12 protein-coding genes are annotated in these 12,944 nt (G+C 68.2%); 7 read left to right on the top strand and 5 right to left on the bottom strand.

Annotated elements, in window-relative coordinates; translation table 11 throughout:
* The 6 genes from VF649_RS00020 to VF649_RS00045 form a co-directional block, all read left to right on the top strand.
* Positions 1 to 609, top strand: a 609-nt coding sequence (locus tag VF649_RS00020; protein WP_331009900.1) for a crotonase/enoyl-CoA hydratase family protein, incomplete at its 5' end; no start/stop codon positions are given.
* 134 nt (positions 610 to 743) lie between these two features.
* The gene (locus tag VF649_RS00025; RefSeq protein ID WP_331009901.1) at positions 744 to 1,190 is read left to right on the top strand and encodes a DoxX family protein; all 447 of its coding nucleotides are present in this window, start codon (positions 744 to 746) and stop codon (positions 1,188 to 1,190) included.
* Positions 1,191 to 1,385: 195 nt separating this feature from the next.
* Entirely contained in the window at positions 1,386 to 2,084 is a 699-nt protein-coding gene (gene ung / locus VF649_RS00030; RefSeq protein WP_331009902.1) for a uracil-DNA glycosylase, read from the top strand.
* A gap of 78 nt (positions 2,085 to 2,162) precedes the next feature.
* A complete protein-coding gene (gene modA / locus VF649_RS00035; RefSeq protein WP_414713615.1) occupies positions 2,163 to 2,921 on the top strand; it encodes a molybdate ABC transporter substrate-binding protein in 759 nt (252 codons plus the stop codon).
* Between the two features lie 19 nt (positions 2,922 to 2,940).
* Positions 2,941 to 3,630 carry a molybdate ABC transporter permease subunit gene (gene modB / locus VF649_RS00040; RefSeq protein ID WP_331009968.1) on the top strand — a complete coding sequence of 230 codons (690 nt, stop codon included), beginning with the start codon at positions 2,941 to 2,943 and terminating at the stop codon, positions 3,628 to 3,630.
* Positions 3,620 to 4,246, top strand: a complete 627-nt coding sequence (locus VF649_RS00045) for an ATP-binding cassette domain-containing protein (protein ID WP_331009903.1) — start codon at positions 3,620 to 3,622, stop codon at positions 4,244 to 4,246. The genes modB and VF649_RS00045 overlap by 11 nt, the downstream gene beginning before the upstream one ends.
* 116 nt (positions 4,247 to 4,362) lie before the next feature.
* Here VF649_RS00045 and VF649_RS00050 read toward each other — a convergent pair whose 3' ends face one another.
* Together VF649_RS00050 and VF649_RS00055 are read right to left on the bottom strand one after the other, a co-directional pair.
* Positions 4,363 to 6,162, bottom strand: a complete 1,800-nt coding sequence (locus tag VF649_RS00050) for an IlvD/Edd family dehydratase (RefSeq protein ID WP_331009904.1) — start codon at positions 6,160 to 6,162, stop codon at positions 4,363 to 4,365.
* Positions 6,163 to 6,181: 19 nt separating this feature from the next.
* Positions 6,182 to 7,333 carry an aldose epimerase family protein gene (locus VF649_RS00055; RefSeq protein WP_331009905.1) on the bottom strand — a complete coding sequence of 384 codons (1,152 nt, stop codon included), beginning with the start codon at positions 7,331 to 7,333 and terminating at the stop codon, positions 6,182 to 6,184.
* A gap of 136 nt (positions 7,334 to 7,469) precedes the next feature.
* Here VF649_RS00055 and VF649_RS00060 point away from each other — a divergent pair, with 136 nt between their 5' ends.
* Positions 7,470 to 8,780 (top strand): sugar MFS transporter, encoded by a 1,311-nt coding sequence (locus VF649_RS00060; protein ID WP_331009906.1) that lies wholly within the window; start codon positions 7,470 to 7,472, stop codon positions 8,778 to 8,780.
* Between the two features lie 37 nt (positions 8,781 to 8,817).
* On the opposite strand, the gene VF649_RS00065 is transcribed toward VF649_RS00060, so the two are convergent.
* From VF649_RS00065 to VF649_RS00075, 3 genes are all read right to left on the bottom strand, one after another.
* A complete protein-coding gene (locus VF649_RS00065; protein WP_331009969.1) occupies positions 8,818 to 9,498 on the bottom strand; it encodes a FadR/GntR family transcriptional regulator in 681 nt (226 codons plus the stop codon).
* A gap of 180 nt (positions 9,499 to 9,678) precedes the next feature.
* A complete protein-coding gene (gene mprF, locus VF649_RS00070) occupies positions 9,679 to 12,243 on the bottom strand; it encodes a bifunctional lysylphosphatidylglycerol flippase/synthetase MprF (protein ID WP_331009907.1) in 2,565 nt (854 codons plus the stop codon).
* Positions 12,243 to 12,941, bottom strand: a complete 699-nt coding sequence (locus tag VF649_RS00075) for an AcvB/VirJ family lysyl-phosphatidylglycerol hydrolase (RefSeq protein ID WP_331009908.1) — start codon at positions 12,939 to 12,941, stop codon at positions 12,243 to 12,245. The genes mprF and VF649_RS00075 overlap by 1 nt, the downstream gene beginning before the upstream one ends.
* Positions 12,942 to 12,944: the final 3 nt, after the last annotated feature.

Consider the following 12,944-nt stretch of genomic DNA (forward strand, 5'->3'; position numbering starts at 1 on the left):
CTGACCGGTGCGGACGGCGGTTTCTGCGCGGGATACGACCTTCATAGCGTCGCGGCCGCGCCACCCCCCTATGATGCGCACGGCCCCGGCCCGATGGGGCCGACACGGATGTTGCTGGGAAAGCCGGTGATCGCCGCGATCGAGGGGCATGCGGTGGCGGGTGGGCTGGAACTCGCGCTGTGGTGCGACCTGCGCGTCGCCGGCGATACCGCGGTGTTCGGGGTGTTCTGCCGCCGCTGGGGCGTGCCGCTGATCGATGGCGGGACGGTGCGATTGCCGCGCCTGATCGGCCAGGCGCGCGCGCTGGACATGATCCTGACGGGGCGCGCGGTCGGTGCGGGCGAGGCGCTGGCGATCGGTCTGGCGAACCGGGTGGTCCCCGCCGGAACCGCACTGCAGGCGGCGCTGGAACTGGCCGGGGATATCGCCGCATTTCCGCAACTCTGTCTCCGTGCCGATCGGCTTTCGGCCTACCGCCAGTGGGATTGCGATCTTGACGCGGCGCTGCGCCACGAAGGCGAAGGTGGTGCCTTGCCGCTGGCGGCGGAAGGGCTGGCGGGGGCGGCCCGTTTCGCAGCGGGCGCGGGTCGCGGAGGCGGTGCCGCATGACCGCCCGCAGCAACGGGATGCGTGGGGCTTGGCGCCGCCGCCGACGGAGCATTTGGCGGCGGCAGCATGATGGGCTAGACCATGGATGATGATCCCGGTTCGGGGTGGGCAGAACGGTGCGGAGGACAGGGGCAATGAACGGTCGATCGACAATGGAAGGCGCGTCGCGCTATGCGAGCCTGGCGCTGGCGGCGTTACGGGTCGTGACCGGGCTGCTCTTCATGCAGCATGGCATGCAGAAGCTGTTCCTGTGGCCGGCGTCGGCGCACAGCAACGGCCCGGTTTCGTTGCTCAGCCTGTTCGGTGTTGCCGGCGTGCTGGAACTGTTCGGGGGCCTGCTCGTGGTCGTCGGTTTCCTCACCCGCCCGGTGGCATTCGTCCTGGCGGGGCAGATGGCCGTGGCCTATTGGATGTTCCACTTCAGCGGCGGAATCGGCAAGCCGGACGGCTGGTTGCCGGTCGTCAACGGTGGAGATTCGGCGATCCAGTTCTGCTTCGTGTTTCTGTACCTTGCGGCGATCGGCGCCGGGCGCTGGAGCATCGACGGCATGCGCGCGGCCGGCACCCGCAGCGCGCGCTGACGCCGACCCGATTTCCACGGTGTCGGAGGGAGAGACCCAGGACCCTGGGTCTTTCATCCCTTCCGGACCGGCGGTGAAGCAGCAATCGGGCGGTGCACCGGGCGGTCCGTGGCGCGCGTCACCGCGCGTTTTGCAAGCGGAAGCAGGCGAGGGATCCTGGCGGGTCCGATTATCCGTTCCGGCGTTGAACCCCGCATGATCGCCGATCTTCCCACCGCATTGGCCACGGGCTGGCACGCGGCGCTGGCCGAGGCATTTGCGCAACCGTCGATGGCGGCGTTGCGCGATTTCCTGGCGGAGGCGGTGGCGGCGGGGCGGACGGTGTTCCCGCCAATGCCCGACATCTTTCGCGCGCTGGAACTCACGCCGCCGGATGCGGTGCGCGTCGTGATCCTGGGGCAGGATCCCTATCATGGCGCTGGCCAGGCGCACGGGCTGTCGTTCAGCGTGCGGCCGGGCGTGCGGGTGCCGCCGTCGCTGGTCAACATCTACAAGGAATTGCAGGATGATCTGGGCATCGCGCCGGTCGCGCATGGCTATCTGGAGGCATGGGCGCGGCAGGGGGTGCTGCTGCTCAACGATTCGCTGACGGTGGAACAGGGCAAGGCGGGGTCCCACCGCCGGCAGGGGTGGGAGCGCTTCACCGATGCTGTCGTGCGCGTGGTGGATCGCGGGCCGCCGACCGTGTTCCTGCTATGGGGTGCGGCCGCGCGGAAGAAGGCAGCCGCCGTCGATGCCGGGCGCCATCTGGTGATCCACAGCAGCCACCCGTCGCCGCTCTACGGATCGGCGCACAAGGGTTTCTTCGGCAGCCGGCCATTTTCGCGGGCGAACGCGTTTCTGGCCGCCAACGGGCGCGGGATGGTCGACTGGGCATTGCCGGAACGCGTGTAGCGGCGACGAGAATCGCGCTAGGGGAACGGCGGCGGGCTATATATGTTCGGATATAGCCGCGATCAGCCGGGGGTAGAGATGACACGGATTTTCGGATGGATCGCGGGGCTGATGCTCGGCCTGATCGCGGTGCCGCTGGCCGCGAAGCCGCCGCTGGTGCTGGCGGCGGCAAGCCTGCAGGAATCGTTGACGGATGCCGGCAAGGTCTGGGCCGCGCGCGGACATGCGATGCCGGTGCTGTCCTTCGCCGCATCCTCGGCGCTGGCGCGTCAGATTCTGGCGGGCGCGCCGGCGGACCTGTTCCTGTCCGCGGACGAACCGTGGATGGACGCGGTGCAGAAGGGCGGCCTGGTGCGGGCGGGCACGCGGGTGTCGTTCCTGGGCAACCGGCTGGTGCTGGTCGCGCCGGCGACGACGCGCGGCACGCTGCCGATCCGGCGCGGCTTTCCGTTGGCGCGCGCGCTGGGTGGCGGGCGGCTGGCGATGGCGGACCCGGATGCGGTGCCGGCCGGCAAATACGGCAAGGCCGCGCTGACCGCGCTGGGCGTGTGGCCGGCGGTGGAGGGGCGGGTGGCGCGCGCGGACAGCGTGCGCGGCGCGCTGGCGCTGGTCGCGCGTGGCGAGGCGCCGTACGGCATCGTCTATGCCACCGATGCGCGCGCAGAACGGGGCGTGCGCGTGGTCGGCACCTTCCCGGTCAGCAGCCACCCACCGATCACCTATCCGGTCGCGCTGCTGACCCGTGCCGGCAGTGCGGAGGCGGAGGGGTTTCGGCGCTTCCTGATCTCGCCCGCGGGCAAGGCGATCTTCCGGCGCCACGGCTTCACCACCCCGTGACGACGCGGTGGTGCGCGCGGTGCTGACGCCGGACGAATGGGACATCCTGCTGCTGTCGCTGCGCGTGAGCGGGGTGGCGATGGCGGCGACATTGCCGGTCGCGTTCGCGCTGGCCTATGCGCTGGCGCGCGGGCGGTTCCCGGGCAAGGCGGTGATTGACGCGGTGATCCATCTGCCGCTGGTGCTGCCGCCCGTGGTGACGGGCTGGCTGCTGCTGCTGGCGTTCGGGCGCAAGGGGCCGATCGGCGGGTGGCTGGAGGCGGCGTTCGGGGTGTCGGTGATCTTCCGCTGGACCGGGGCGGCGATCGCGGCCGGGATCATGGCGTTGCCGCTGATGGTGCGCGCGATCCGGCTGTCGATCGAGGCGGTCGACCGGCGGCTGGAGGGCGCGGCCCGGACGCTGGGCGCGGGCGCGTGGCGGACATTTGCCACGATCACGCTGCCCTTGTCCCTGCCGGGGGTACTGGCGGGGCTGGTGCTGGGCTTTGCGCGATCGATCGGGGAGTTCGGGGCGACGATTACGTTCGTATCGAACATTCCGGGCGAAACCCGGACGTTGCCGATCGCGATCTACAGCGCGCTGCAGGTGCCGGGGAATGACGATGCGGTGTGGCGGCTGGCGATCCTGTCGGTCTGCGTTTCACTGATCGCGCTGCTGCTGTCGGAGTGGCTGGCGCGGCGCGGCGCGAGGCATGTGCATGTCCTTTGACGTCGCCGTGCGGCGGCAGCTGGGCCGGGCCGAGATCGCGGTGGATTTTCGGGTGGAGGAGGGCCTGACCGTCCTGTTCGGACCGTCTGGGGTCGGCAAGACATCGGTACTGAACATGATCGCCGGATTGTTGAGGCCGGATGCGGGGCATGTGCGAGTGGGCGGCGTTCCGCTGTTCGATGCGGCGGCAGGGATCGACGTCGTGCCGGAACGGCGGCGGATCGGCTATGTGTTTCAGGACGGGCGGCTGTTCCCGCACCTGCGCGTGCGGGCGAACCTGCTCTATGGCTGGCGGCTGGCGCGGGCGGAGGATCGCTGGATCGGGCTGGACGAGGCGGTCGCGTTCCTCGGGATCGGACATCTGCTCGACCGCTGGCCGCGCTCGCTGTCGGGCGGGGAGGCGCAGCGGGTGGCGATCGGCCGCGCGCTGCTGTCGGGCGCGCGGACGCTGTTGATGGACGAGCCGCTGGCGTCGCTGGACGCGGCGCGACGGGCTGAGATCCTGACCGTGATCGAGCGGGTACGCGACGATCTGCGGCTGCCGATCCTGTACGTCACGCATGACGTGCGCGAGGCAGAGCGGCTGGCGACCCGGCGGGTGGAGCTGGGAGCCTAGGCGCTACGCCCCGTCATGCCGGACTTGATCCGGCATCCAGGGACGCAAGCGGCAGCGTTTGTGGCCTGGACCCCGGATCAAGTCCGGGGTGACGGGGGAGGCGAGCGGCCTCTCCGTTAATGATTGTCGCGGGGCAGGCCCATGGTCTGGGCGATGCGCTGATATTTCTCCGCACCTTCCAGAATGGCGCCGGTGTTCATCTGGCCCACGGTCGCACGCTGGATTTCCTGCCACGGCGTCTGCGACGCGGGGTAGCGATAGCCGCCGGCCGCCATCAGCGCCGCGCGGCGTTCGGCCAGTTCCTGATCCGAAATCAGGATGTTGGCGGTGCCGGTGTTGAGATCGATCCGCACCCGATCCCCCGTGCGCAGCAGCGCGAGCCCGCCATTGGCCGCCGCCTCCGGCGAAGCATTCAGGATCGAGGGCGAGCCCGACGTGCCCGACTGGCGGCCGTCGCCGATGCACGGGAGCGCGTGGACGCCTTCACGGATCAGATAGGCGGGGGGGCGCATGTTGACGACCTCGGCCGCGCCCGGATAGCCGACCGGGCCGGCGCCACGCATGAATAGCAGCGTTTCGGGAGTGATGCCGAGCGCGGGGTCGTCGATCCGGTGGTGATAATCCTCCGGCCCGTCAAACACCACCGCCGGCCCTTCGAACGCATCGGGATCGTCGGGATTGGACAGATAGCGTTCGCGGAATTCGGGACCGATCACGCTGGTCTTCATGATCGCGGCGTCGAACAGATTGCCGGACAGCACGATGAAGCCGGCATCGGCCAGCAGCGGCGAGGCGAACGGGCGGATGACGCGTTCGTCCTCGATCGTCGCATCGCGGCAATTGTCGCCGATGGTCCTGCCGTTGGCGGTGATCGCATCCTCGCGGATCAGACCCTGCTGCATCAGTTCGGCCACGACCGCGGGCACGCCGCCGGCATGATAATAATCCTCGCCCAGATATTCGCCGGCGGGCTGGAGGTTGACCATCAACGGGACCTTGTGGCCGTAGGTCTGCCAATCCTTCAGGTCGAGTTCGACGCCGACATGGCGCGCGATCGCGGCCAGATGGATCGGCGCGTTGGTCGAGCCGCCGATCGCGGAATTGACGACGATCGCGTTCAGGAACGCATCGCGCGTCATGATGTCGGCCGGCTTCAGATCCTCCGCGACCATCTCCACGATGCGCTTGCCGGTCAGATAGGCGATCTCCTGCCGATCGCGGTAGGGCGCCGGGATCGCGGCCGAACCCGGCAACTGCATGCCGAGCGCCTCGGCCAGCGAGTTCATCGTCGTCGCGGTGCCCATCGTATTGCAATAGCCGGTCGACGGCGCGGACGATGCCACCAGCTTGATGAAGCCGGCGTCGTCAATCTCCCCCGCGGCCAGCATCTGCCGCGCTTTCCAGACGATCGTACCGGAACCGGTGCGTTCGCCCTTGTGCCAGCCGTTGAGCATCGGCCCGACCGACAGCGCGATCGCCGGGATGTTGACGGTGGCGGCGGCCATCAGGCAGGCAGGCGTGGTCTTGTCGCAGCCGATGGTCAGCACCACGCCGTCCAGCGGATAGCCGTACAGCACCTCCACCAGCGCCATATAGGCGAGGTTGCGATCGAGCCCGGCGGTGGGACGCTTGCCGGTTTCCTGGATCGGGTGGACCGGAAACTCCAGCGCGATTCCACCCATTTCGCGAATACCCTCGCGCAGCCGATCGGCCAGCACGAGATGGTGGCGATTACACGGCGACAGATCCGACCCGGTCTGCGCGATCCCGATGATCGGTTTGCCCGAACGCAGTTCATCCAGTGACAGACCGAAGTTCAGATAGCGTTCCAGATAGAGCGCCGTCATGTCGATATTGTCGGGATTGTCGAACCAGGCGCGCGAACGCAGCTTCGGGACGGCAGGGGTGTCGGTCATGGGCAGGGTTCCGGACGAATCAGCGTTGCGTGGAAAGACGGTAGATCATCTGGTGGTGATACGGCTTGCCCGGATCGACCCGCGCCGAGACGAAATCGGGTTTGTTGGGCGAATCAGGGAATTTCTGCGGCTCCAGCGCGATGCCGTCGCCCATGCGATAGAGGTGGCTGGATTTGCCGACGAACGTGCCATCCAGGAAGTTGCCGGTGTAGAATTGCACGCCGGGTTCGGTAGTGAGCACTTCCAACACGCGGCCGGACACAGGATCCTCCAGCCGGGCGGCGAGGCCGGGGGTGGCGGTCAGCCCCTTGTCGAGCGCGAAATTATGGTCGTAGCCCTGGCCGAAGCGCAGTTGTTCGTTGCGGCCGTCGCGAATGTCGGCGGCAACCACCCGCGGCGTGCGGAAATCGAACGGCGTGTTCGCGACCGGCATCAGCGCACCCGTCGGGATCAGCCGGGCGTCGACCGGGGTGATCGCCCGCGCCGGAATCGTCAGGCGATGCCCGGTCGCGCCGCCCGGTGCGCCTTCACCCGCCAGATTGAAAATGGCGTGGTTCGTCATGTTGACCACGGTCGGCTTGTCGGTGGTGGCGTCGAAGGCGATGCCGAGATCCCCCTTCGCATCGAGCGTATAGGTGGTGGTGACATCGAGATTACCCGGATAGCCGGAGTCGCCATCCGGGCTGCGATAGGCGAGCACCAGCTTGGCGACCGGCCCGCCGCTGACCGACACCACCCGCCAGACGACCTTGTCGAAGCCCTTGCCGCCACCGTGCAGGGAATTTGTCTTATCATTGAGCGGAAGCTGATACCGGCGGCCGTCCAGCGTGAACGTGCCCCCGCCGATGCGGTTGGCGTATCGGCCAACCGTGACCCCGAAATAATTGGGGTGTTCGACATAGGATTTCAGATCGTCATAGCCGAGCAGCACATCGGCCGGCTTGCCGTTGCGATCGGGCGCGATCAGCGATTGCAACGTCGCACCATAGGTCAGGATGCGGGCGGAAACGCCCTTTCCGTTGCTGAGCGTGATCGCTTCGATGTTGGTGCCGTCGGCCAGCGTGCCCGCGGACGCGCGCCGCACGTCGGCGGCCGCCGCCGGGCGTGCGCCAGCAATGGCCGCGACCGCGACGGTGGCCAGCATGAAAATGCCCAGATCGACCTTACGCATGCCTACATCCCTCAATTTCACCGACCGACGACGTTGACGCGCCTTTAACGGCTATATAGTCGGACAAGATCAACGAGGGCAAGCCGCGCGGAACGATCCCAGATGCGGCACCCGGGCGGAGAGAAGGGCCAACAGCATGGCAATGCCGATCCAGACCAAGGCCACCGGCGACGCGCCCCAGGCGGGTGGCGTCCCGACGAACTATCGTTCGGCGCTGACACTGCTGGCCAGCCTGTTCTTCATGTGGGGCTTCATCACGGTCATCAACGGAACGCTGCTGCCGCACCTGCGCAGCGTGTTCGAGCTGAGCTATTTCCAGGCTTCGCTGATCGAAAGCGTCTGGTTCATCGCTTATTTCTTCGCATCGATCCCGTCGGCCAAGCTGATCGAGCGGATCGGATATCAGAAGGCGCTGGTCACCGGGCTCGGCATCATGGCCGCCGGTGCGCTGGGCATGGTGCTGGCGGCCAGCCTGCCGTCCTATGGCGTCACGCTGGTCATGCTGTTCGTGATCGCCAGCGGCATCACGCTGTTGCAGGTGGCAGCCAATCCCTATGTCGCGGTGGTCGGCCCGCCGGAGACCGCGTCGTCCCGCCTCAACCTGGTGCAGGCGCTGAATTCCGCCGGAACGATGCTGGCGCCACTGTTCGGAGCCTATCTGATCCTGGGGCGGTCGAAGGGGGGAACGGCGGAGGCCGGCACCGTGCTGACCCAGGCGGAACGGCTGGCCGACGCACAGTCGGTGGTCCTGCCCTATGTGCTGGTCGCGATCGTGCTGGTCGTACTGGCGGTCATCATCGCACGCTTCCCGCTGCCGGCGATGGGCGCATCGACCAGCCGCCATGCCAAGGAAGAGCGCAAGAAGCATTCGCTGTGGAAGCATCGCAACCTGGTGTTCGGCATTCCCGCGATCTTCATCTACCTGATCGCGGAGATCGGCGTCGGCAACCTGTTCGTCAATTTCATCAGCCAGCCGCAGATCGCCAACCTGACCACGGAACAGGCCGGCCGCTATCTGGCGCTGTTGTGGGGCGGCATGATGGTGGGGCGCTTCCTGGGATCGGCGATCATGCAGAAGATTCCGGCGGAAACCGTGCTGGCGGCGTTTTCGATCGGAGCGTTCGTGGTGATGTTGATCACGGTCTTTACGACCGGACATGTCGCGATGTGGGCGCTGATCTCCGTCGGGCTGTTCCATTCGATCATGTTCCCGACTATCTTCACGCTGGGCATCAAGGGGCTGGGCCCGTTGACCGAGGAAGGGTCGGGCCTGCTGATCATGGCGATCGCCGGCGGCGCGCTGGTGTTCGTGCAGGGCAAGCTGGCCGATACCTACGGCCTGCAGGCATCGTTCCTGCTGACCGCGGCGTGCGAACTCTACATCCTGTTCTATGCGCTGTGGGGATCGCGGACGACGCATGCCCTGCCGGACGTGCAGGCGGCGTAGGTCGGGGCGCCCGACCCTCCCCGCCGGGGCGGAGGGGCTATTGTTTCATCGCGGCGCGGGTGTCGTCCAGCGCCAGATCGACCAGTTGCCGCATCGCGGCGCTGGCACCGGCCGGATCCTGCGCCGCGATGGCATCATAGACGCGGCGGTGATCGGGGATGGGATTGCGCGGCAGAACCCGCGCGCGCTGCTTGAACTGCGTGGTCCAGTTGACTGCCGCGCCGATGCTGGCGCTGAGCACCACGAGCGAATCGTTGCCGGTCGCGTTGAGGATCGCATCGTGGAAATCGCGATCGGCGGCGCGCCCGGCGGGCGTCGCCAGCGTGTGGCGCGTCATGGCGGTCAGCGCATCCTTCATCAGTTTCAGATCGGATCGCTCCCGGCGTTCGGCCGCCAGCGCGGCCGCGGCCGGTTCGACGATCCCGCGCAATTCGAACAGCCCGCGAATGAAGCGGAGATCGGGTTCGCCCGCGAACGCCCAGGCCAGTACGTCGGGATCGAGAACATTCCAATGGTTGCGCGGCAGGACGCGCGTGCCCGCCTTCGGCCTGCTTTCGACCAGCCCCTTGGCGCTCAGCACCTGAACCGCTTCGCGATAGGCGCTGCGCGAGACACCGAGCGCTTCGGAGAAGACGACTTCGCCCGACAGGGTTTCGCCCGGTGCATATTCCCCGGACAGGATCGCGACCCCCAGCTTGTAGGCGATCGCACCATGCAGGCGGCGGCCGGTGCCACGGCGTGCGCGCGCGGGCGCCGGATCAGGCGTACCGCCGGCATCCGGTTCCTGCGTAACGACCGTCGGTTCCCCGTCGTGCACCGATCATCCCCTCCCCAATTTCGCCCATGCTAACAGCAGGGGCAGCGGGGTGGAACGGCAAAGGTAGCGCTCTTGTCCAACTTATTCCCGGCGATCACGCCGACCGCCGACCAGCCGTTCGAGATCGATCAGCGCGCGCGGCAGCGAAATTCCCCCGCCGCTGGCGACATAGCGCGGTTCCCAGACCGGACCGAACTTGTTTTTATATCCGCGTAGTCCTTCGAATCCGTAGAAATTCTCACCGTGCCGGTAGAGGAACGCCCCCGCGCGCGACCAGATCGGTGCCAGCCGCTGCGTCGTCAGGCCGGACAGCGGCGCAAGGCCGAGCGTGAACCAGCGATATCCCAGCGCCCGTCCCCACAGCATCAGTTCGGCGAACAGAAAGTCCATCGTCCCGTAGGGCATGATATCGGCATGGCGCATCAGGTCGACGGACAGTTCCGATCGATCGGCGGTCGCCCAGATGTTGGCGAAGGCGACGATGCGATCGTGCTGGTACACGACGGCGCAGTCGAACCGCCGGACATAGGCGTCATCGAAACGGCCCAGGCTGAACGCCTTTTCCCGCTGCCCCTTGGCCGCAAGCCACGCATCGGAGAGCGCGCGCAGGTCGGGCAGGATGGCGGGCACATCGCCGGCCGGCACGATCGCGAAGCGGGCCCCCTCGCGTTCCGCGCGGCGGACCGGTTGGCGCAGCCCGCGCATCGCCGGGCCTTCGAGCGTGAAGGTGGACAGGTCGACGCGGGCTTCCTCGCCATATTTCACGATCTGGAGCCCGAGGTCGATGGCGAGCGGCAGGGCGGTGCGGCTGATCTGGTAGAGGAGCAGCCGGCCCTGCGCGCGGTCGGCAAGTTCCCGCATCTGCCACAGCAGGTCCGCCCAGGCGGTTTCCGGACCCACCGGATCACCCATCACGATCCAGCTATGACCCTGGACCCGGTACATCAGGAAGGCGTCGCCCGAATCGGACAGCAGGAAATGCTTGTCCCCGGTGAATGCCAGCATCGCTTCGGTCCGGGTGGCGGTGGCGAGCGCGGGCAGGACGGCGTCGAGCGGCACCACCGCGCTGGCGGGCGGGACGGACACACCGCCGAACAGGCGCCACAGCGCGCCCGCCGCCAGCAGGATCGCGATGCCGAAACTGGCGCGCAGAAAGCGGGACGCATTGTTCGACAGCGCGAATTGCCACCACAGGCTGTCCTGATAATCGACATGCTTGTAGGCGAAGAAGCCGATCCAGAGCGACAGTGCGACCGCAGTCAGGATGGCGGCGATCCAGCCGGCGGTCAGCGGCTGCGCGGTCAGGCGGGTGCGGCGGTAGAAGGCCGCGCGCGTCCATTGCAGCGCGGCGCTGATCGCGAGCAGGACAATCGCCTCTTCATAATCCAGCCCCTTGGCTAGCGAGAAGGCCGCGCCAGCCAGCAGGAGCGCGCGGGTCGCGACGAACGCGCCGTCGAGCCGGCGATAGAGGCCGGGGGCGAGTAGCAGCAGCCCGGTGCCCGCCAGGCTGGCGGCGATGTGCGAGGCTTCGATGAAGGGCAGCGGCACGAAGCCGTGGAGTGCCCGCAGACGGCCGGGAACGGCGGGCAGCGAGCCGGAGATCAGCAGGACCAGCCCGCCGGTGAAGGCGAGCGCGGCCAGCGCGAGCGGCGCGACGCCGGTCGCGATCGACTGCGCCCGATCGAACGCGCGCCCGACCGGATGGCGAAAGCGCCAGCCTTCGTGCGCGGCCAGCAGCAGCGCGCCCACCAGCAGCGGCAGGATGTAGTAGATCAGGCGGTAGAGGATCAGCGCCGCGAACAGCGTGGGCCGATCGACACCGGGCAGGGCGGCCAGCATCACGGTTTCGAAGATCCCGATCCCGCCCGGCACATGGCTGATCAGCGCGACGATGATGGCGAGCGCGTAACCGAGGAAGAAGGCGGGGTAGGCGTTCGCGCCGACATGCGGCACCAGCACGAACAGCGCGGCGCTGGCGGCGGCGAGATCGAGCGCCGCGACCCCGATCTGCGCCAGCGCCTGTCCCGAGTCCGGTAGCGGCAACGACCAGCCGGCAATGCGCAGCACGCGCCCGCCGCGACCCGCGATCACCAGCGCCGCCATCCCGATCAGCAGGGTGACGCCCAGGCCGCGCTGCACCGGGATGGAGATCGGCCAATGGCGGAGATGGACCCCGCCGGGCTGCCCGGCAAGGGCAAGAGCGGCGAGCGCGAACACCCCCGCCCAGAAGGCGACGCCGGCGATGCCGACCACGCGCGCGACATCGGCACCGTCCAGCCCGGCGGCGGTGTAGATGCGGTAGCGCGCCGATCCGCCGGTTAGCAGCGAGAGGCCGAGATTGTGGCTGAGCGTATAGCTGGTGAAGGACGCGAGTGCGGCGGTGCGCCAGGGCAGCGTTCGGCCGATGATGCGCAGCGCCAGCACGTCATACAGGGTGAGCGCGAGATAGCTGAAGACGGTCAGCCCGAGCGCGGTAGCGATCCGCCAGCCGGGTAGCAGATGATAGGCGGCGCGGATGTCGCGGATGCGCACTTCGGCCAGCAGGTGGCGGAGCGCCAGCAGCCCGAGCGCACCGACGATCAGCGCCGCCGCGATCCCGAGGATGGTGCCATGGCGCGCGGTGATGGCCGTCCAGTGCGATCGCATCACACCGACGCCCGGATGGCCGCGATCACGACGCGGTGCACGGCGTCGGCGTCGCGGCGCAGCGGATGCCCGCCCGGCAGCGCGACGGTATGGACATCGGGCGCCGTGATCCGCGGACAGAGGCTTTCATCCTCTTTCTCCCCCCGCACGCAGAGCACGGGCGCCCAATCGAGCTGGCGCGCGGTGGGGAGCGCATCGAAGGCGGGCGCGGAGGCCGTGAACACTTCGGATGGCGAAGCGCGGAACTGGACCGTGGCGCCCGGCACGATCAGGACGATCAGCCTGACCCGCGCCCGGAGCGCGGGCGGCAAGGCGGTCAGCCCGACATGCAGCATGTCGGCACCGAAGGACTGGCCGATCAGGATCACGCGATCGGCATGCGCAAAGATGAGCGCGTGGCGCACCGCATCGGCGACCAGCGCCTGCACCTGTGCGGGGGTGCGGGTGTGGCGGAAGGCGGTGAGCGAGTTGACGCCGACCACCGGCAGGCCATCGGCGCGCAGCCGGCGCGCGACCTGCGGCCCGATGCCGATGTTGAACCCGAGATCGCCCGACATCAGCACCGCGACGCTGTTCCGCAGCCCGGGCGGAGTGGGTGCCGTGGCGGCGCCATCGACATAGATCGGACCGCCATAATAGCCGAGATGCCCGAAGAAGAGCGCGATTGCCCCGAGCACGCCGCCAAAGATCGCAAACATCCG

Source organism: Sphingomonas sp., assembly GCF_036387535.1.
Lineage (GTDB): Bacteria > Pseudomonadota > Alphaproteobacteria > Sphingomonadales > Sphingomonadaceae > Sphingomonas_R.